This window comes from Anaerostipes hadrus ATCC 29173 = JCM 17467, assembly GCF_030296915.1.
GTDB lineage: Bacteria > Bacillota > Clostridia > Lachnospirales > Lachnospiraceae > Anaerostipes > Anaerostipes hadrus.
This window is the reverse complement of record NZ_AP028031.1, coordinates 782,669-803,743: the sequence shown is the minus strand read 5'-3', so window position 1 is coordinate 803,743 and position 21,075 is coordinate 782,669. Positions and strand designations below refer to the sequence as shown.

At 36.6% G+C, this 21,075-nt stretch carries 26 protein-coding genes; all 26 read right to left on the bottom strand.

The genetic code is table 11. The features are described 5' to 3' along the window. Window positions 1-89: 89 nt before the first annotated feature. Complete coding sequence (locus tag QUE18_RS03825) at window positions 90-1,331, bottom strand: 3-isopropylmalate dehydratase large subunit (RefSeq protein ID WP_009204190.1); 1,242 nt, start codon at window positions 1,329-1,331, stop codon at window positions 90-92. A gap of 4 nt (window positions 1,332-1,335) precedes the next feature. Further along, entirely contained in the window at window positions 1,336-1,827 is a 492-nt protein-coding gene (locus QUE18_RS03820; RefSeq protein WP_008392101.1) for a LeuD/DmdB family oxidoreductase small subunit, read from the bottom strand. Between the two features lie 20 nt (window positions 1,828-1,847). Continuing rightward, a complete protein-coding gene (locus QUE18_RS03815) occupies window positions 1,848-3,098 on the bottom strand; it encodes a 3-isopropylmalate dehydratase large subunit (RefSeq protein WP_040344440.1) in 1,251 nt (416 codons plus the stop codon). Window positions 3,099-3,102: 4 nt separating this feature from the next. Then, window positions 3,103-3,579, bottom strand: a complete 477-nt coding sequence (locus QUE18_RS03810) for a LeuD/DmdB family oxidoreductase small subunit (RefSeq protein ID WP_009204192.1) — start codon at window positions 3,577-3,579, stop codon at window positions 3,103-3,105. Window positions 3,580-3,689: 110 nt separating this feature from the next. Continuing rightward, a complete protein-coding gene (locus QUE18_RS03805) occupies window positions 3,690-4,130 on the bottom strand; it encodes a S24/S26 family peptidase (protein ID WP_008392095.1) in 441 nt (146 codons plus the stop codon). Then, window positions 4,127-4,396, bottom strand: a complete 270-nt coding sequence (locus tag QUE18_RS03800) for a PqqD family protein (RefSeq protein WP_009204193.1) — start codon at window positions 4,394-4,396, stop codon at window positions 4,127-4,129. The genes QUE18_RS03805 and QUE18_RS03800 overlap by 4 nt, the downstream gene beginning before the upstream one ends. Beyond that, entirely contained in the window at window positions 4,393-5,877 is a 1,485-nt protein-coding gene (locus QUE18_RS03795; RefSeq protein WP_008392093.1) for a TrkH family potassium uptake protein, read from the bottom strand. Before QUE18_RS03795 ends, QUE18_RS03800 begins: the two co-directional genes overlap by 4 nt. Window positions 5,878-5,892: 15 nt before the next feature. After that, on the bottom strand, window positions 5,893-7,254 hold the full coding sequence (gene trkA / locus QUE18_RS03790; RefSeq protein ID WP_009204194.1) for a Trk system potassium transporter TrkA: 1,362 nt from the start codon (window positions 7,252-7,254) through the stop codon (window positions 5,893-5,895). 211 nt (window positions 7,255-7,465) lie between these two features. Beyond that, window positions 7,466-8,020 (bottom strand): 6-phospho-3-hexuloisomerase, encoded by a 555-nt coding sequence (gene hxlB / locus QUE18_RS03785; protein WP_008392091.1) that lies wholly within the window; start codon window positions 8,018-8,020, stop codon window positions 7,466-7,468. Then, on the bottom strand, window positions 8,017-8,673 hold the full coding sequence (gene rpe, locus QUE18_RS03780) for a ribulose-phosphate 3-epimerase (RefSeq protein ID WP_008392090.1): 657 nt from the start codon (window positions 8,671-8,673) through the stop codon (window positions 8,017-8,019). The genes hxlB and rpe overlap by 4 nt, the downstream gene beginning before the upstream one ends. 2 nt (window positions 8,674-8,675) lie before the next feature. Further along, window positions 8,676-9,191, bottom strand: a complete 516-nt coding sequence (locus tag QUE18_RS03775; RefSeq protein ID WP_008392089.1) for a YjbQ family protein — start codon at window positions 9,189-9,191, stop codon at window positions 8,676-8,678. Between the two features lie 9 nt (window positions 9,192-9,200). After that, the gene (locus QUE18_RS03770) at window positions 9,201-9,485 is read right to left on the bottom strand and encodes a PTS sugar transporter subunit IIB (protein WP_008392088.1); all 285 of its coding nucleotides are present in this window, start codon (window positions 9,483-9,485) and stop codon (window positions 9,201-9,203) included. A 39-nt stretch (window positions 9,486-9,524) separates the two neighbouring features. Further along, the gene (locus QUE18_RS03765; protein ID WP_008392087.1) at window positions 9,525-10,853 is read right to left on the bottom strand and encodes a PTS galactitol transporter subunit IIC; all 1,329 of its coding nucleotides are present in this window, start codon (window positions 10,851-10,853) and stop codon (window positions 9,525-9,527) included. Window positions 10,854-10,878: 25 nt separating this feature from the next. Further along, window positions 10,879-11,334, bottom strand: coding sequence for a PTS sugar transporter subunit IIA (locus QUE18_RS03760; protein WP_008392085.1), 456 nt, complete (start codon window positions 11,332-11,334; stop codon window positions 10,879-10,881). 18 nt (window positions 11,335-11,352) lie between these two features. Further along, window positions 11,353-13,305, bottom strand: coding sequence for a BglG family transcription antiterminator (locus QUE18_RS03755; RefSeq protein ID WP_009204195.1), 1,953 nt, complete (start codon window positions 13,303-13,305; stop codon window positions 11,353-11,355). 173 nt (window positions 13,306-13,478) lie between these two features. Then, on the bottom strand, window positions 13,479-14,261 hold the full coding sequence (locus QUE18_RS03750; protein ID WP_009204196.1) for a GTP pyrophosphokinase: 783 nt from the start codon (window positions 14,259-14,261) through the stop codon (window positions 13,479-13,481). A 28-nt stretch (window positions 14,262-14,289) separates the two neighbouring features. After that, on the bottom strand, window positions 14,290-15,066 hold the full coding sequence (locus QUE18_RS03745) for a sulfite exporter TauE/SafE family protein (protein WP_040344442.1): 777 nt from the start codon (window positions 15,064-15,066) through the stop codon (window positions 14,290-14,292). 1 nt (window position 15,067) lies between these two features. Next, window positions 15,068-15,502, bottom strand: coding sequence for a MarR family winged helix-turn-helix transcriptional regulator (locus QUE18_RS03740; RefSeq protein WP_009204198.1), 435 nt, complete (start codon window positions 15,500-15,502; stop codon window positions 15,068-15,070). A gap of 154 nt (window positions 15,503-15,656) precedes the next feature. Continuing rightward, window positions 15,657-16,271, bottom strand: a complete 615-nt coding sequence (locus QUE18_RS03735; protein ID WP_009204199.1) for a manganese catalase family protein — start codon at window positions 16,269-16,271, stop codon at window positions 15,657-15,659. Between the two features lies 1 nt (window position 16,272). Continuing rightward, window positions 16,273-16,536, bottom strand: a complete 264-nt coding sequence (locus QUE18_RS03730) for a spore coat protein CotJB (RefSeq protein WP_008392075.1) — start codon at window positions 16,534-16,536, stop codon at window positions 16,273-16,275. Beyond that, window positions 16,536-16,739, bottom strand: coding sequence for a spore coat associated protein CotJA (locus tag QUE18_RS03725; protein ID WP_009265376.1), 204 nt, complete (start codon window positions 16,737-16,739; stop codon window positions 16,536-16,538). Before QUE18_RS03725 ends, QUE18_RS03730 begins: the two co-directional genes overlap by 1 nt. Window positions 16,740-17,366: 627 nt before the next feature. Continuing rightward, window positions 17,367-18,887: a sodium/proline symporter PutP gene (putP, locus tag QUE18_RS03720; protein WP_009202990.1), complete on the bottom strand. Its 1,521-nt coding sequence runs from the start codon at window positions 18,885-18,887 to the stop codon at window positions 17,367-17,369. A gap of 118 nt (window positions 18,888-19,005) precedes the next feature. After that, window positions 19,006-19,191 carry a PspC domain-containing protein gene (locus tag QUE18_RS03715; protein ID WP_022091893.1) on the bottom strand — a complete coding sequence of 62 codons (186 nt, stop codon included), beginning with the start codon at window positions 19,189-19,191 and terminating at the stop codon, window positions 19,006-19,008. A 32-nt stretch (window positions 19,192-19,223) separates the two neighbouring features. Beyond that, window positions 19,224-19,958, bottom strand: a complete 735-nt coding sequence (locus QUE18_RS03710; RefSeq protein WP_242852694.1) for a DUF4097 family beta strand repeat-containing protein — start codon at window positions 19,956-19,958, stop codon at window positions 19,224-19,226. Window positions 19,959-19,960: 2 nt separating this feature from the next. Then, a complete protein-coding gene (locus tag QUE18_RS03705; protein WP_009202987.1) occupies window positions 19,961-20,620 on the bottom strand; it encodes a DUF1700 domain-containing protein in 660 nt (219 codons plus the stop codon). Further along, window positions 20,617-20,940, bottom strand: a complete 324-nt coding sequence (locus QUE18_RS03700; RefSeq protein WP_009265381.1) for a PadR family transcriptional regulator — start codon at window positions 20,938-20,940, stop codon at window positions 20,617-20,619. The genes QUE18_RS03705 and QUE18_RS03700 overlap by 4 nt, the downstream gene beginning before the upstream one ends. Window positions 20,941-21,075 lie beyond the last annotated feature (135 nt).

Sequence of the window (21,075 nt, the reverse complement as noted above, 5' to 3'; positions counted from 1 at the left end):
ACTCCATCTACATAGTAAATGGGAGTCCTAATGACCCCCAATGTACTTTTTCTTTATATTTATGAGGATCTTTACCTCATATGTTCACTTTATGCTTCTACGATCTTACCTGCGATTGCTGATGCAGCTGCTGTCTTAGGTGATCCTAAGTAGATTTCTACTTTTGACGTTCCCATTCTTCCTAAGAAGTTACGGTTGTTTGTTGCAAGAACACGTTCTCCATCTGTCATGATCCCGCCTGCACGTCCACAACATAATCCACATCCTGGATGCGTGATGATTGCTCCGGCTTCTGCCAAAATCTTCATGTATCCAGCATCCACTGCCTGTTTATAAATCTTTCTACTAGCTGGTGTTACGATCAATTTTACATAATCAGCAACTTTCTTTCCTTTTAAGATCTCTGCTGCCACTTTCAGATCTTCTAATCTTCCATTTGTACAAGATCCGATAAATACCTGATCAAGCTCTGTTCCTTCGACTTCTTTGACAGCTCTGATCTTATCTACCTGTGATGGACATGCCACTACTGGTACTAAATCTTCTGCTTTATATGTGATTGTCTGGCAATACTCAGCATCTTCATCTCCATATAACCAATCAACATCAGCTAAATCTACCTTAGAATATTCAGCTGTCTTTTCATCCGGTGCGAAAAGTGCTGCTTTCGCTCCTGCTTCGATTGCCATATTTGACATTGTCATTCTGGCTGCAACACTCATCTCATCAACTGTGCTTCCAGAGAATTCTAATGCTTTATAAGTAGCTCCAGCTGCTGTTAAATCTCCGATCAATCGTAAGATAATATCTTTAGAACTTACATTTTCAGGAAGTTTTCCATCAATGACTACTTTGATCGTCTCTGGAACTCTTACCCACATCTCTCCTGTTCCAAGGATCGCTGCCATCTCTGTATAACCGATTCCTGAAGAGAAACATCCAACACAACCATAAGTTGTTGTATGAGAATCTGTTCCGAATACGATATTCCCAGGTTTCGCATATCCACATTCTGTCATTAACTGATGGCAGATCCCATCACTTCTGTGAACATTTTTCATGCCATATTTCTTGGCAAATGCATCACCGATCTTGAAATGTCTGATATCGTCTGTTGTACTTGCTGGTACCATATGGTCATAGATCAATACAACTTTGTCTGGGTCCCATAACTTTGTAAATCCCATTTCTTCGAATTTCTCCGCTACGAATGGAATAAAGATATCATGGATCATAACACGGTCTACATTTACTGTCTGGATCTGTCCTGGTTTTACACTGTCAACACCAACGTTTCTGCTGATGATCTTTTCAATCATTGTCTGTCCCATATCTTTATTTCACCCCATTTCTTTTCTTCATAGCTTCTACTAATCCACCAGCGTTGATGATCTCCATCAAGTTATCTGGAAGGGAATGGATCTCATAATCTGTACCATTATATGTGATCTTCTCTCCTAAAGTAACTTCAATCTCATCGCCTTCTTTAACTGCATCCTGAATCTTGTCATTCTCAATTAACAGTAATCCATTATTGATGGAATTACGAAAGAAAATACGTGCAAATGATTTAGCAATGACGCATTTAACTTTTAATGCTTTGATAATCTCTGGTGCCTGTTCTCTTGAAGAACCGCATCCAAAGTTGCTTCCTGCTACGATAATATCTCCTTCACCGATCTGTCCTGCTAATTCTGGACGAAGTGGAGAAAATCCATACTGTTTCATATCTTCTACGGTTGGGAGTGCCAGATATTCTGTTGGGATGATGATGTCTGTATCAATGTCATCTCCAAGCACCCAAACCTTTCCTTTAAACTGTTCCATATCTATTCTATCCTTCTTCCTTAAATCTGGTCTGCTGTTGTGATCTTACCTTCGATCGCTGATGCTGTAACTGTCGCTGCGGATCCTAAATACACATAAGAATCTGGATGTCCGGCACGTCCTTTGAAATTTCTTGTTCCTGTAGAAATCAAAACTTCATCTTTCCCGATGACACCCTGACAGCTTCCCCAGCAAACGCTGCAGTTACAGTTCATAACCATTGCTCCGGATTCCATGAAAATATCGATCAGACCTTCATCTAATGCCTGCATATAAACTTCATTGGAAGCTGGTGCGATCAAAAATCTTACGCTGTCACTTACTTTCTTACCTTTTAAGATTTCAGCAGCGACTCTTAATTCTTCGATACGTCCATTGTTACATGATCCTAAGAATGCTTCATCGATCTTCACATCCTTGACTTCTTTGGCATCCACAACATCATCGATCTGATGAGGTCTTGCAACAACTGGTTTGATCTCGTCTAAGTTGATATCATAAACTTTCTCAAATACCGCATCATCATCGCTCTTGAATAAGTTCTCAGCTTTTCTTCCACGACTTTCTACGTATTCTACAACTTTCTCATCTGGCTCAACGATTCCAGTCTTAGCTCCTGCTTCAACAGCAAGGTTGCAAAGAACTAAACGTTCATCAATATCAAGGTTATGAGCACCTTCTCCAGCAAATTCCATGATCTTGTAGTTACATCCATTTGCTCCAACCATTCCGATGATAGAAAGCATTAAATCTCTGGCGTATACACCTTCTCTTAATTTACCATGCAGGTTAAAACGGATCGTGTCTGGAACTAATACCCAAGACTGTCCTGTTACCATAGCGTATAAGAAATCAGTACATCCGATCCCTGTACCAAATGCTCCTAAAGCTCCATATGTACACGTATGGGAGTCTGCACCCATGATAAATTCTCCTGGACATACATGATTCTCTACCATGATCTGATGGCAGACACCTTTTCCTTCATATAATTTGATCTCATGCTCTTTTGCAAAATTACGCATCTTTCTATGTGCTGCTGCTGTTTTTGGATTCTCCGCAGGCACATTGTGGTCCATGATAAATACCAGTTTGTCTTTGTCCGCGATCTTTGGATGTTTTAACTGGTTATGATACATATCAATTGTTAAATGTGTCGTTCCATCATTACTCATTAAACGGTCAACTTCAATCGTATGGATCTCTCCTGCTTTTACCTGATCTACTTTCGCAGCTCTTGCAATAATCTTTTCTCCGATGGTCATTCCCATGTTCCTATTCCTCCCCTTCATTCAAGAAATTGATCAATCCGCCATGATCTAAGATATTCTGCATATATGGTGGCAGCTTGGTACATGGAAGGGTTTCATCCTCTGTTTTGATCCATCCTTCAGACAGGTTGATATCAATGTCAGCTCCGTCTTCCACTTTGTCATATAAGTCTTTGCTGATGATCACTGGTAATCCGATATTGATAGAGTTTCTATAGAAGATTCTCGCAAATGATTTAGCAACCACTGCTTTGACACCTAACGCTTTCAGTACACTTGGCGCCTGTTCTCTGGATGACCCACATCCAAAGTTCTCTCCTGCTACAACAATATCTCCTTCTTTTACCTTCTTGGCAAAATCTTTATCAATTGATTCAAAAGTATATACCTTCATCTCTTCAATATTTGGCAATAACAAATATTGTGACGCGATGATCTGATCTGTATCTACGTCGTTATGGAATTTAAATACACGTCCCATTGATCTTCCTCCTGTTTTGTATCTTTTATTTTTAAGGATACTATAAATTGGAAAAAAAATCTATGTCTGATAACAAAAAAGAATGGTAATACGTAAAATATTACCACCCTTTATCTTCGAATTCCGTATAATTTCATCAAAAATCTCCGAAATGGAATCAAATGCAGCCAGATATGTTCAAAAAACTCCCACCAAAAATCTCCAGGTGCGATCCATTTTCCTTTACGCTTTACTTTTGTAATGATCGCAAAAACCTGTTCTTTGTCAATCGGTCCTTCCATATCTACCTGTGCATCTCCGATAATAAACAGCTTTCCCTCCTTGTTGATGTGATGAATCCGATGCATCACATACGCCTCATCTCTTCTCTGAAAAAACACCATATCCCCAGCTTTCAATTCTTCTTCTGGCTTCTTCATCAAAATATAGTCTCTTTGATGGATCAAAAACGGATTCATACTGCTCCCACTGATCATCATGCTGACTTCTTTTCCCTCTTCTACCAGATCTTTCAATACCGGGATATAAACGTTATTTGCAATCTGTCTCATTCATCCAATACCAGTCCATGTTCATAAAGTGCTCCGACAAATCCTTCTACATCTGTCCTTGCTGTTTCTTCATCTACTTCAAATTCATCCATGATCTTATCAACCAATTCTTCTTTTGACTTCGATTCATCTAAATTCTTCCAAATAAATGCTGCCACTTCATTTAATGTGATCATTCCATTAAACTGCTGAGTTGCAGTCCCTGTTGGTACAAGAATTACTTCACCTGCGATATCACGAAGCATAAAATCTGTATTACGTTTCATATGCTATGGCCCTCTTTCTTATTTTTTTTATTTTTTCTTATTTTTATTTCTTTCCATGTATATGGATTGATCAACAATAACATTGGAAATAATTCCAGTCTTCCCGCTAACATATCAAAGATCATAACGATCTTGGAAAGATTCGAATACATTGAAAAGTTTCCAGTTGGTCCTACGATATTAAGCCCAGGACCAATATTATTCAATGTTGCAACAACTGCCGTAAAATTGCTTGTAAAATCGAAGTTATCAATAGAAATGATCAGTACAGAAAACATCAGTACAAATGCATATGCGATCATATAAACATTGATCCCTCGAATAACTTCATGTTCTACAATTCTTCCGTTGAATTTGACCTTACGTACCGTTCTTGGATGTAAGTATGAGAGCAGCTCTTTCTTGACGGTCTTTAACATAATGACCAATCTTGATACTTTCATACCACCACCGGTACTTCCGGCACATGCTCCTGAAAACATCAGCATTACCAGAATAAACTTTGAAAATTCCGGCCATTTATTAAAATCTGTTGATGCATATCCGGTTGTCGTGATCACTGTTCCTACTTGAAAAAGTGCATGGCGGAATGCCTGCTCGATCGTTGGAAATAAACTGTGTATATTATATGTGATCATTGCTACAGATGCACCAATAAATAATAAGTAATATTTTAATTCTTCATAATGGATCGCATCTTTGAACTTCTTGATCAAAATAAAATAATATACATTAAAATTTACTCCAAATAAGATCATAAAGATCGCGATCAAATATTGTATGTATGGTGAGTAAGATGCACACCCTGAATTCAATATCGAGAATCCGCCAGTTCCAGCAGTACCGAATGCAAGTAACAGCGAATCAAATAATGGAAGCTTTCCTAAAAGTAACAATACTACCATCACAATAGTCATAAAAATATAAATCTTATACAAGATCATAGATGTTTTTCGAATCTTAGGAACCAGTTTTCCAACAGATGGTCCTGGACTTTCTGCTCTCATCAGATGAATATTCTGACCACCAACCAATGGCATGACAGCTAATACAAACACGAATACACCCATACCACCTACCCAGTGAGTAAAACTCCTCCAGAATAAACTACATCTTGCTAATGCTTCTACATCCGTTAAGATACTTGATCCTGTTGTAGTAAATCCTGAAACCGTTTCAAACATCGCATCTACAACTGATGGAATATCTCCATTGATCACAAATGGCAGTGCTCCAAAAAAACTCATCACGATCCAACTGATCGCAACTGTTAAAAAACCTTCTTTTGCGTAATAAACTGTCTTCTTTGGTTTCTTCATAACAAAAAGAATTCCAATGATCAGACATACAAATAGCATGATCCAGAAAGAAAAGCCTTTCTTCTCATGATAGATTAATGCGATCAGACAAGGAAGTGATAAAAATGCACTCTCAAAGAGCATTACCAAACCTATTACGTATCGAATCATTGAAAAATTCATTATACCCTGCCCCCATTATCCTCTCTTTAAGATGTCTTTGACATCGTGTAATCCTTTTTTAGTTGTGACAACTACCACCAGATCATCTTCTTCCATATGATCTTGACCATTTGGAATCATTGGTTTTCCTTTACGATAAATGCTGCAGATCAGCAGATTATCAATCAATAACAGATCTTTAATTGGTCTTCCAATGACTGGAGAACCTTTCTGAATATGAAATTCCAGTGCTTCCGCTCTTCCATCCATTAATTTGTAGAGATTCTCAATATTACTTCCGATGGAATTTTGTCTTGCTCTTACATACTGAATAATATATTGTGCTGTCAGATATTCCGGATAGATCATACTTCCAAGATCTAATCGTTCGATCATGGCATCGTAATTCAATTTCTGTACCTTTGTGACCAATTTTGCATCACTCTGGCTCTGTGCATACAGAGACAGAAACATATTCTCCTCATCGTGATTCGTAAGGGCAATAAATGCATCTACATCCGTCAGACCTTCTTCTAACAGCATATCATGGTCATTTCCATTTCCATGGATGATCATCGCATCTGGAATACTCTCATTTAATCTCTCACATTGATCTCTGTCTTTATCGATCAGTTTTACACCAATTCCACTAGAAACAAGTAATTTTGATAAATAAAATCCAATCTTACTTCCACCTATGATCATTGCTTCATGAACCTGATTCTTTCTTTCCCCAATCTTCCTGAAAAATTCCATTGCACAGTTTGGCCTTCCAACAAATGAAATTATATCTTTCTCTCTTAACTGAAAAGAACCATTTGGAATGATCAATTCTTTCTTACGCTCTACCGCAGAGATCAATATCTCACAATTTAACTGATTACTGACATCGATCAATGTCATTCCATCTAATTTAGAATTATGTGGGATACGGTATTTTAACATCTCGATCCTGCCTTTAGAAAACTTATTCACTTCCATTGCAGAAGGGAATCTTAGTAATCTTGCAATCTCATATGCCGCACTTAATTCTGGATTCAGCACAACAGAAATTCCCATCTCTTCCTTTATGAAACTGATCTCATCATAATAAACAGGATTTCTCACTCTGGCAACCGTCTCACATCTTCCTGCCTTCTTCGCGATCAGACAACACAAAAGATTCAATTCGTCAGAGTTCGTAACTGCAATAATGATATCTGCTGTCTCAACTCCTGCGTCTGACAGAATACTATAACTTGCTCCATTCCCGATCACACCTAATACATCATGTGTTTCAGCAAGTTTCTGTACAACATGTGCTTTCTCATCAATAATGGAAATGTCATGGTTCTCGCCACTTAATTCCTCAACAAGCGTAGAACCGATTCTACCACACCCAACAATGATAATATTCATTTTTTACCCTCAATTCATTAACACTTTCTTAACAAATTTTTATACTTTTTTTAATACTTGTCCTATTCTATCACAGTCTGTCAGAAATTACAATTTAAGAAATATCCTTTTAATTATGACATCTAAAAATATCCTGTAAGACCAAACATAATTTATCTGATCTTACAGGATATTTTCTTCCCACACATCATCTTTCAACGCATGGATATCATTATTCTAAATCTGCATGCCGCATAAACATCTGCTCCGATGTCTGATTCCAGTTTTCCATAAGTTTTAATACGATCGCATCGAAGATTAAAAATGACATCTGTTCAAACTGACTTCCCATTGGCTGTATCGAATGTTTCTCTTCATTATTTCCTTTGGAGTCACCTGGAAGTATGATCATCCCATCTGCCATTTTCCCCAGTGTGGATTGCGGATTCATTGTAACAAGTCCAAGATATAATCCAGATTCTTTGGCTTTTTTTGCAATACTGACCAAGGCATCTGTTTCTCCTGACCCAGATGTTATGATCAATAGATCTCCAGCTTTCGTATGTGGTGTTGAAATTTCTCCAATGACATACGCCTGAAATCCAAGATGCATCAATCTGTTTGCAAAACCCTTCGCCGCCAACCCTGATCTTCCTTTTCCAGTTAAAAATATCTTTTTGTCTGGTGCTATCAGTTTTAAAACATTTTCAATCTGTTCTTCTTCTATTTTAAAAGTTGCGTCTTGAAGTTCCTTTAAAATATGTTCTAAATTTTCTTTTACTTTCACATCTCTTCTCCTGCATCCATAATCTTGTGAATTCGTTCTTCGATATTTCCTCCAAATATATAGCTTCCTGAAACAAAAATATCTGCGCCTGCCTTTTTACACACAATGGCTGTTTGATCATTAATGCTTCCATCTACCTGAATCTGATAAGAATATCCTTTTTGTTCTCTCAATTCACAAAGATTCTTTACTTTGTCTGCAACTGATGGAATAAAACTTTCTCCAAACACACCGGGATTAGTGGTCATGCAAAGGACAAGATCAGCCATTGGCAAAATCTCCTTGATCATAGATACCGGAGTTCCGGGATTGATCGCAATTCCGGCTTTTTTTCCACACTTTTTGATTGTCTGAATAGATCGGTAGATATGCTTCGTTGCCTCTGTATGCACGGTGATGATATCTGCCCCCGCATCTGCAATCACTGGTATCAGATTTTCTGGATTTTCAACCATCAGATGACAATCCAGTACAAAATCAGTATGTTTTCTCAGATCTTTTACTGTATTTGCGCCAAATGAGATCATTGGTACAAAATGTCCATCTGTAATATCAATATGAATGTAGTTTATTCCACATTTTTCTAATGCTTCAAACTGTTCCTTAATCTGATATGTATCTGAATTTAATAATGAAGGACTGATAATTTTCATTTTTATTCTCCCATCACCATAATCTGTACTTTTCTTGTTCGTTCTCTTAACTGATCCCAGTCTACAAAATAGACTTTTCCCAAAGCTCCAAGTTGGATTTCTCCGTCTTTTACAATAAATGTTAATGACGGGCTGCCAAAAATGGAAGATTTCAGATGTGCATCTGTATTAAGCATTGTCCATTTTTCTGCTGGATAATCCTTAGATCCAAGACTTAATCCAAATTCAATATGTTTTGGTCCTGGACTATGATACTGATTTTCCATTTTCATGGATGGCGCGATTTTTTCCATCACATCATTAATATCTGCCTGCAGATATTCATCTCCCCAGTAATTTGTGTCATGCATACATTCGTCAAAATACAGAGAACATGTGGTATGCGCACTTGATATGACAACACATCCATTTTTTAACTCAGATTTTTTGATATTTTCTCTGATTTCATCAGAAATGTCATGATAAGATGCTCTTCCTTTAACTGTTTCTAATGTCACTTCTCCAAAAAAAACTCCCATGATCTGCTCCTATAATCCAAGTCTTGTTTTTAACTGATCGTATACCTGATCTACTCCCATTCCGTTTAATAATGGTAATCCCTGAATGACTTTATCTTTGATAGAATCTGGCACGATCGTTGTTGATATCACCGCATCATAATCATCAATTTTATTTAATTCGTCGGCAATCTTAGACTGATAAATCTTTACTTTATCGCTGTATCCTTCTTTTTCTAACCATGCACTGACTTTTGCTACCGCAATTGTGGATGTTGCATGTCCTGCTCCACATACAATTAATAATTTTTTCATGATACTACCTCCTATGAAATATCTTATTTTATAAAGATTCTAATTTTCTTTCTGTGCTCTGATTTTATTTACATATACTAGTAATGCGATCACGACAACTCCAATCACTGCTAATCCAATATTCCCTAATGATTTTGTTGCAACTGCGAATAATCCCGCTGGCCAGATACCGCAAAGTACGGATGTTACCTGTCCACTTGTTCCAACATTATAATGTGCGATCTTAAATACATTTGTAATGATTGGTGCAAGCCATGTAGAAAGATACAGCATAGATACCATATAAATACTACATCCTACAATAGATCTCACAACATTTCCTCTAAAAATTGGGATCATTAGACAGATTCCAAATGCATAGAATGCAAGATCTCCGAATGGTAAGGTCTGGTTTCCTGGTAAGATGATCGCTAATGCTAAAGAAATTGGTACCATTAATAAGTTTGTACTCATAACTGTAGAATGTCCAACAGTTAGAGCAGCATCCATACCAATATTTACACTTCTTCCACCTAATCTTTTATTGGCGAATTCTTTGGCAGCTTCTGCAATTGGCATTAACCCTTCCATAAACATTGCTACCATCTTTGGCATGATTTTCATAACCGCACCTGTTGCCATTCCTAACTGTGCAGCTTTTGCGAAATCATATTTTGCCAAGAATCCTACGATCATTCCAATGATGATTCCGATAACAACTGTATCTCCAAAAAATCCAAAACGTTTTGCGATCGTTTCTGAGTCGGCTTCAATTTTATTAAATCCCGGAATTCTGTCAAAAATCCAGTTTAATGGTACTGCGATCAATGCTCCTGATAACGCCATCATATGAGAAATTGCAATTCCTGGATATCCAAAAAATTCACTAACTTTCTTCTGGAAAATGTCTGCTAATAACCACTGAAGCATAACTGCAACTAGTGCTCCTAAAATTCCTGTAACAAAATTTCCTGTAACTGCCTGTGCAACTAATCCAAGGAAACATGGAAACCAGAAGTTCCAGATATCTACATTTAAAGTTTTTGTCCACCCAAGCATGACAAATAATAAATTAACGATCAATGACATTGGGATCAATATAATTCCAAATGTTGTTGAGAATGCCAGCGGTCCACCGACACCACAACCAATATCCATAATATTTAGTGAAAATCCGTAATGTTCTCCCATTACCTGTATTGCCGTTCCAAGGTTATCTGATAATAATCCAATGACCAGATTCAGACCAATACTACCAATTCCAACTGTAAAACCTGAAATCGCTGCTTTTGCTGGTTTTACTCCAAAAATAATACCTAATATGAAAATAATGATCGGTAAAAATACCGTTGACCCTAATCCGATAAACCATTGTAATACACTTAACATTTCTTCTTCTCTCTTTCTCTATCGCTTATTCAATTCCTGATGCATTTAAAATCTGCATAAGTTCTTTCTCTGTGTTACATTCTTTCAACTTTGCTACTTTTTCATCATCCTGAAACAGTGCGATCAAATTCTGTAATGTATTTACCTGCTCATGTGGCTGTGCCATTGCTAACATAAATACCAATTCCACTGAAATCTTATGACTTTTATCCACCATATCTTCAAATTCAATTGGCTCATCTAATGATAAAAAGCAAATCTGCGATTTATTCACTCGCTCAGAGTCTGTATGCGGAATCGCAAAGCCTGTCTGATTTACTAATAATCCTGTAGGATATTCTTTTTCTCTGTTACTTATTCCTTCATAGTAATTTTCTTTTACACATCCTGCTTCTAACATTTTATCTGTCATCATCTGAAACAACTGATCCTGACTTTCCACTTTTTGATGAAAGAAACACAATCTCTGGTCAAAATACATTCAAGTTCTCCTTTCATATCATGATTCATGAAATACTTTTAAAACTTCTTGTATTGTTTCGAATCTTATAAACGCATTTACATCTTCTTTTTCTCCAATAAGCTGATAGAGTTCAGTGATCACATCCCGAATCTGGTTCATTTCTTCTTCTGGAAATGCAGTTACAACGATCAGTGATACTAAATTTCCACCCCAGTCAACGGGATGTTTTAAAGTTAATAGGATTATTCTGGATTTTTTAATCGTCTGCGGATCTGCATGTGGCAGTGCCACACCTGTATCCAAACATGTCACACCAAGTTTTTCTCTTTTGTAAATAGCTTCCCTAAATTCATCATACACTGCATTATCTTTTTCTAATACATCAATAATAAAATCTAGACACTTTTCTTTACTATCAAGATCTTGTTTAAGGAAAATAAATTTCCCTTCCAAATATTTTTTCAATGTCGGTGCTTTAATTCCATTTTTCTGGTTATCACACACATTATTTTTGATCAGTAATACCTGTTTTGTATATGCATCTAGGATATTGGCATAATCATCTTTTGTAAGCAGCGGATTTACCTTCACATAAGAAATCTCTGGATCCTCAATATCAACAGATGATATGATCAGATCTACTTTACTAAGATCGATCTCTTTTAATTTCTTTGTGTTTGTCACCGTAATATTATCTTTTGCCGGAAGTATTTGTTTTACCCTGCTTAAAATGAGCTGAGAAGAACTAACTCCATAGGTACATACAACAACAATATTTCCAACTTGTTCAAATTGGTCTAATGCCACTTGAAAATGTAATAAGATTAGTGAAACTTCATCTTCTGTTAATGTTACCTGATACCTTAACTCTATTTGTGTAAGTGCATACCACATCGTTGTAAAAAGTTCCGGATACTCCTGTTTGATATTATCAAGCATCGGATTTACGATCTGAATATTATTTTGCAATCTTAAGATCATCGGTGGCAGATGATATAACAATGACTCATATAATTTCTTGTCCCTTGTCAGATCAAGCTTTTGAATCTCACTCATTCTCTTGATGACATCTCTTACCGTTTCTTCATAGTCTGTCCGCATATGTTTTACATGATGTGTCACTCTGTGGGCATATAACTGTCTGCATAAATATTCCATATCATTATTACTGTATGTAATATGAAGCTGGTATTTCAGCTGTTCCGCAATACTATTTGCCACGATGTATGTCTCCATATGCCGGATATTGTTGTAAGAAATTTCTGTTTCCTCATTCATATGTTTCTTTTTGAGCAATCTTGAACTTTGCATGATCAATGTTACCAATAAAGATTTCAGATAATATTCTGAAAGCACTTCGGTCAGTTCTTCAAAATCATTTAAAATAAGATCTGAAACTGCTTTTATCACATCAAGTTCAAAAAAGTTTCCAAGTTTGTGCGTAAAATCAGAAAACATTTCTTCCTTTGATTCTGATAACAAATAATTGTTCACTGCATTTTGTATCTCGCTTTCTTCTCCTAAAATACAGATTCCACATTCTCCAACTTCCAGTTTTACATCTGACTGACTTTCGATTGATTTATTGATCACTGCAATGTCCTGATACAGTGATGTTTTACTTACTAAAAATTCCTTTGATACTGATTCCAATGTGATTGTTTCACAATCGATCAATACCTTCTTTAAAATCCACAATCTGCGATACTCCGGTGTATATTTTTCATCTTCAGACAGATTATCCTTTTGAAGGTCTCTTAACATATGCTGAATGTTTTCCTTTTCACCTTCCAGACGAATTCCTATTCTTGGAGCTCTGACCAGATCAACTTTATACTTTTCAACTTCACTTTGAAGATAAGTAATATCTGTGTAAATCGTTTTTGTCGAAACATCTAATGATTTACTAAAGAAAGATGCGGGTTTATATTCCCTTTGTTTTGACAAAAGTTTTAATAATTCGATTTGTCGACGAATCAAATCAATCACCCCTAATCTGTTAATTAACGTTTTCTTTCTGTAACTAGAATACCATTGATATCTTATTTCTTGCAATTACATTAGCTTCCATATTAATGTGGAAACGAATAAAAAAAGGAGATATCTATGATCATTTCCTGATATATGATATCTCCTATATGTACGTTTGTCACACTTATGTTTTATAACCAGTCTTTGCTGTTCTTATCTTCTAACAATATCGTTTCCTGTTCTTGTTTCTTTGTAATACGATCCCTGATTCCCTGCATTCTCTCATCAAGTGCTGCACTTTGTCTTGCACAATCATAAAGTTCTTCCTGAAGGATTTCCACTTCTTCATCAGACAACTCTTTCTTATAACGCATCTTATGGTCAAGACTTGCCCAGAAATCCATAGCGATCGTTCGAAATTGCACTTCAACATTCACCCTCTTCTTTTCATTTTGTAAAAAGATCGGTACTTGTACGATCAGATGAAGACTTCGATATCCACTTGGCTTTGGATTCTTAATATAATCTTTTCGCTCGATCAGTGTGATATCATCTTGCTTTAAGAAACTTTCTGCTAATTTATAAATGTCATCTGGAAATGAACAGATAACTCTGACCCCGGCAATATCTTTTAAATTATCTTCAATCGCCCTTAGATTTAATGGAATATTTTTTCTTCGGATCTTCTTCAAAATGCTATCGTATGATTTGACTCTTGTCTTAATACTCTCAATCGGATTATTATCATATTCCAAAGATAATTCATGATTTAATACTCTGAATTTTGTTTCCACTTCCATGATCGCGCATTCATAATATGACATTAAAAGATCAAACGGCTTCTTATTTTGTTGCATAAAATTCAAAAATTCATCTGACAAAAGACTTTGTCTGACAAAGTTATCTCTTCTCGCATCTAATAATGCTTTTCCCTGTTTTTTTAATTCCTCGATCACAACCAGATTTTTCTTCATTAAAAATTCCTTCCTTCGTAAATATTCTTTATGAAAGCATAGAAAATCCTAATACTACAATCCCTAAGATCACAAGGATCACACCTGTCGCACGATTTAATGTCTCTGGTGTTGCTTTATTGGCAAATCGTGCTGCGATCCTTGCCCAGATCAGCGTAAATACAACACATAAGATAAATACTGTCCAATCCGGTGCTCCAACAATCATAAAATGAGAAACAGCTCCTGTAAATGCAGTAAATGCCATAATAAATACACTCGTTCCAACAGCTGTTTTTAATTCATATCCTAATACACTCGTTAAAATGAGCAACATCATCATTCCACCACCTGCACCAACAAATCCACAGATCAATCCGATCATGATCCCACAGACCACTGACTGAATTGCACGTTTCTTTGCTGAAACTCCTTGCATGGCTTCTTTGGTTGTCATAACTGGTCTCACGATAAATTTAATTCCTAATAAAAATGTCATAAATACAGAAAAGCTTCCCATCGTTGCAGCTGGAAGTAAGCTTGCAATATAGCTTCCTACTACTGTAAATGTTAACACACTTATCATCATGATGATACCATTTTTTATATCAAGATTCTTATTTTTTCCATAAATATAAGCTGATACTGCACTTGCTAATACATCAGAGGACAATGCAATTCCTATTGCCATATACGGGTCCATCTTAAGGAATGTGATCAACATCGGACTAATTACAGCTGCTGCACTCATCCCTGCAAATCCTGTTCCAAGCCCGGCTCCCATTCCTGCAAAAAATGTTACTGCGATTGTTAATAATATATTCATCTTAGTTTCCACCTTTCAAAATATCATCTAAATTCTTATCCATATTTTTCATTACATGGAAAAAAATTTTTTTATCTTCTTGTGTTGTATTATCAAACAACTGATCTACAAATCCTTGTTGTAACTGCTGTCCTTCTTTGATCACTGGATGTGCTTTTTCTGTAATAATCAGTTTTGTTTTTCTTCGATCACCTTTGATCTCTTCTCTTCTTAAATAACCTTCTTTCACAAGTTTCTCTACGTTGATCGATATAAGATTTGCTTTGATATTTCTGATCTTTACGATATCTCTGGCTGTCTGGTATTGTGGATTGTTTCCTAAAAACATTAAAATATCAAAAGCTGTCTGTGGTAATTTTAATTTCTTGCATAACGGCTTACATGCATCGTTATATACCTCTAACAACTTTCTCGGAAATTCTATATTGATCTTCATGAATTTATCCCTCCTTGTTAATTATTTCATATTTGAACTATTCATTTTTGATTTATTATAACAGATTGTCATATATTTTCAACTTTTTGTTACTTCAAAAAATAAAAAACAGCTGACATAATTTTTACTTTTTATGCCAACTGTTTTTATATATTTATTTATTACAATTACCACTATGATCAAATGCTGGATTGATCGCATAAAAATTCTTAGAATCCAAATGATCCTGTACAGTCCTCAGTGCTTCACCAAATCTCTGGAAATGCACGATTTCTCTTTCTCGTAAGAATTTCAGTGGCTCTCTAACATCTGGATCATCAATAAGCCTTAACAAATTATCATACGTTGTTCTTGCTTTTTGTTCTGCAGCAAGGTCTTCACTTAAATCTGTAATCGGATCTCCCACAGACTGAAACGTCGCTGCGCTAAACGGTACACCACTTGCTGCTTGTGGCCATACACCTGCTGTATGATCTACATAGTAAGCTCCAAACCCTGATTTTTTCACCTGTTCTGGAGTTAGATCTCTAGTTAACTGATGCACGATCGTACAGATCATTTCCAAGTGAGCTAATTCTTCTGTACCTATATCGGTTAGCACCCCACAAACATTTTTATATGGCATCGCAAATCGCTGCGACAAATACCGCATCGAAGCTCCTAATTCCCCATCTGGACCACCATACTGCGTAATGATCAATTGTGCCATCTTGGGATCTGTTCGTTTGATATTTACCGGAAACTCCAATCGTTTTTCATAATTCCACATATCAACAACCTCCCCTCTTCATCCATGGCCAAGAATCCGTTGCCCATGTAAAATGATCATCTATATCTGCACTATCAATCGTCAATGGTTCAAAATTTCTCGCATATTCTTTTAATGCCTGCTTTCTTGCCTTCTGATATTGATTAAAATGGTCCATTGCTTTTTTGTCATTTGGGTGTGTATCAAGATACAGATTCGTATCAATCAATGCAAAGCTGACTGCATCAATATAATTTAACAACTTTTTCTTATCATACTGATTCATTACCGGCACGCCCCTTTCCCATAAAATGGTTTATTCAACTCTGGAAAGATCGTTCCACATTGTAATCCTTCTTCCGGACTATAAATCCTGCTCCAATGCTGCCATGGAACATACTGCATAGCAACCGGCATAGAATCCACTCCACCATGCCGATGACCATGCTCACACATTCCTGATGATCGATCACAATAACATTGATTCATCTCTATTTTCCTTTTCTTCTTTTATACTATCATGGTATGTATACAAAAAAGAAAAGTGCTTTGAAATTTTAAGTTGTATAACGGAAATGTATCGAGTATTCATAAAAACACAAAGAAAGATAGAGGTACGAAAAACGAATTCCATTGACGGATTTTTTGCAAAACGCTGATCCGCCAACACTCCTGCACAACTCACTGCGTTCAAACAGTGCCCGTGTTGGCTGCGATTTTGCAAAAAATCCTATGGAATTCTACTATTTCGTACCTCTATCTTTCTTTGTGTTTTTATGAATACCTGAAGACATTCTCGTATAAAATTAAGTATTGTATGTTGAACGTTATCGGTTTTCAAATTTTTTAGTAACAGACAAATGTTTATTATAAATGCCCATACAGTAAAACATACACACTGTGTAGTGGTTTGAATAACGTAAATTATTTGAATATTATAAAAAGAGATCATGTGTTGGCAACCGTACGGACACGTCTGCACTTAGCGAGTGGATGGTCATTAGACCATTCAGGAGCTTAGTACAGCTACGTGGGAGTCCGAACGCGAGTGGGTTGCAAACATATGATCTCTTTTTATAATATTCCACCAATAATTTTCGTCATTCAAATCACAATTTAATCATTGAGGCTTTTTGCTTCTTCAAATTCTTCCACCATAACATCACTAGGTTTTTCTGTACATAAACTAACTACAATGATCAGAATAGAAGATACGATAAATGCTGGTAACAAGCAGTAAATTCCAAAAATTCCACCTAATTTACCCAGAGTCACTGGCCATACAAGTGCGATGATACCTCCACTTAACATTCCAGCGATCGCTCCTTTTAGGTTTGTTCGTTTCCAGAATAATGCAAACAGTGTTAATGGACCAAAGGCTCCACCGAATCCTGCCCATGCATTTTCTACTAGTCCGAATACAGAACTGTTTTCATCCATTGCGATAAAGATACCGATCAATGCGATCACGATCGTTGTGATCCTTGAAACTAACAGTACCTTTTCTTCAGACATTTCTTTCTTAAATAATCCTTGGAATAAGTTCTTTGATACGCAGGATGATGCAATTAAAAGCTGCGAATCAGATGTACTCATTGTTGCTGCAAGAATTCCTGATAAAATAACTCCTGCCATAAATAATGGGATCAGTCCTTTAAATAAATGTGTTGTCATATAAATAAAGATTCTCTGATTTCCATTTCCAGCTAATTCTGCTACATTGGGATAAAGTGCTGCTCCTGTAAATCCGATACATACGGCTACACTTAAAGAAATCAATACCCAGATCATTGCGATATTTCTTGATTTCTTTACTTCTTGTGGGTCACGAATCGCCATGAATCTTACAAGGATATGTGGCATACCAAAGTATCCAAGTCCCCATGCAAGTCCGGATAAGATTGGGATCACACCCTGTGATACTGCACCTCCTGTTGCTGGGTCATGGTACTTCATAACATCAAAGAATCCTTCCATTGCCTGACCGTGTGCAATAACATTCGCTACTCCACCTGCATTCACAACTCCAACGATCAGTACGATCACAATGGCAAATGACATTAATAATCCCTGAATCAGGTCTGTTGTACTTGCTGCTAAGAATCCACCCATGGATGTATATAATACAATAACGATCGCACAGACAATCATACTCTTCTGATAATTTAATCCAAATACAGAGTTAAATAATGTACCACATGCAGCAAATCCTGATGCTGTGTATACTGTAAAGAAAATAAGGATCATGACTGCAGAAATACTACTTAAGATCTTCTTATCATCTTTAAAACGGTTACTGAAAAAGTCTGGCACTGTGATCGCATTATCTGCTACTTCTGTATAATGACGTAATCTCTTTGCCACGATCTTCCAGTTTAAGTATGTACCAAGGATCAATCCGATTGCTGTCCATCCTGCCTGGCTGAATCCTGTTGCGTATGCAAGTCCAGGAAGTCCCATCAACAGCCAGCTGCTCATATCAGATGCCTCTGCACTCATTGCAGTAACCCATGGTCCAAGTCCTCGTCCTCCAAGGAAATAGTCTTCGGATGTCTTTGTCTTCTTACTGTAAATGACACCAATCCAGATAACCATTGCCATATAGAGAACCATTGCGATCAATATTGGTAATTTCATATGATTTCTCCTCTTCTTTATGTGTATTTATCTTCATGATCAAAGTCTTATTTGACCTGAATTTTGACATGATTGTCTATTTTATCACATTCTTTGGATTGATTCAAGAAAAAGACAATTACTCGACACGCTCCGGCATGACAACAGCTGCCACAATATATAACAACAATCCTGTTCCTGTTGTGCATAATGCTGCTGTAAGGATTCGTACCAAAGTTGGATCTACCTCAAAATATTCTGCTAATCCTCCACATACACCAAATAAAAAACGGTCTTTTCTTGATTTATATAATGTTTTCTTCATTTCCTTTCCCTCCATCTATCTGTTACTTTGTTTTACAATATTGTATTATCGAAATCGATCGTAAGATCTCCACTTCCACAATCTATATTAATCCATCTTAATGCATTGATATTTCGTTTTTTTAGATCATCTTCGAAAAGTATATCTCCAATCTTAACATCTCCATTTCCACAATCTATATTATAGTTATAATCTTTTTCTGTTCCTGCCATTATCAATGTGACATCTCCAGAACCCAGATCAATCTCTGTCTTTGGTGCTGTGATCGTTGACAGATCAATATCTCCACTGCCACAGTCTATGTCAAGTTCGTCTGTGATATTCAAAGAATCTGATGCAATGTCTCCATTGCCACAATCCATGGAAACTTTCTCAAAGGTAACACCTTTGGGCAGAATAACTGTGATCTCATCATTTGATTGAAACCAAAACAATTTAAAATGTCTGCTCTTCTGCTTGATTTCAATCTCTCCATCTGACTTTAATATCACTGGCTCCCAGCTTCCTTTTTTCTTTATGATCAGACGATCCTGATTCCCATTTTGTAGCTTCACATCTCCACTTCCAATATCAATATTTAATTTCCGGATCTGATCTGCTCTTATATTTCGTTCCTCTGTCTGTAATTTACCGCTTGTCTTTCCTTCTGCATAATTTCGAATCTGTCTTGGATCTGCACCCATAACAAATGCTGCTATGATGCATCCGATCCCTGCAACAGCCGTTACTGATATTAATATCATGCATACTTTCTTAAATGTCTTCAAACTTATTCACATCCTCTCCCAAAATTCCTGTTCCAAAATTCACGGATCTTTGCAATGATCCATGGAATAGCATTTGCACAGATCCATACAAGGGACCATAATAATAAAATCCCACCAGCGATCATCAGAAAACCGCCGCCCATCAACAATAAACCATATGGAACTGTCGTAAACATCTTATAAATTCCAGCACCGACCAGTCCAAGTCCTCCAAACAACAATCCCGCACAACTGCCAAAAATTCCTCCTGCAATTCCAATCACAATGCCAAAAATACCAGGAATCAGCCAGCTTCCCACAAAGACAAGAATTAAGATCATCAAAATGATATTCCGGTTTCTTCTTCCCTTCATATGCCATCTGCTGCCCTGTTTGGCTTCCTTTTGTGAGTCTTTTCTACTCATCTGCTGGTAATCTTCGTAAGTTTCCTGTCTATATCCTTCTTCTGTATACTCACTGCTTGCCTGATTTTCCTGTACAGAATCACGGATCATCTTCGCGATCTTCTCTGGGGAACCAAGTTCCTTGATCACCTGTTCTTCTTTCTCTTCTCCTGCTTCCTCAAAATAATCTTCATAATATGCGATCGCATCTTCAATTTCTTCTTCTGGAAGATCTTTTAGTAAAAAAGATAATCTCTTTAAGTACTCCTCCCGGTTCATACTCTCTCTCCTCCTTCAAAAATTCCAGATATTCTCTGGGAATATTGTTTCCATTCTTCTTTATATAACGAAAGCTGTGCTATTCCCACAGACGTGATCTTATAATATCTGCGGTTTCTGCCGCCGTATTGCTTATCATAAACTTCCAGGCAGCCATCCTTCTTAAGTCTCCTTAATACTGGATATAATGTAGATTCTGATACTTCTAACACTTCTCTTACATCCTGTGTGATCTTATATCCATACGTACCTTCTTCTTCTCTTGATACGACAGCCAGAACTACCGCATCTAACAGCGCAGCTCCTGTATTAAAAACCATTGGCATCCTCCTTACTCATATTATATGCCATATAATATTATATTTTTCATATTATGTCAACTCGCTGTAGATTTCTTATATAGTGTAATTTACATTAAAAGAAATCTGCTGTAACTAAAAAGAGACCATCACATA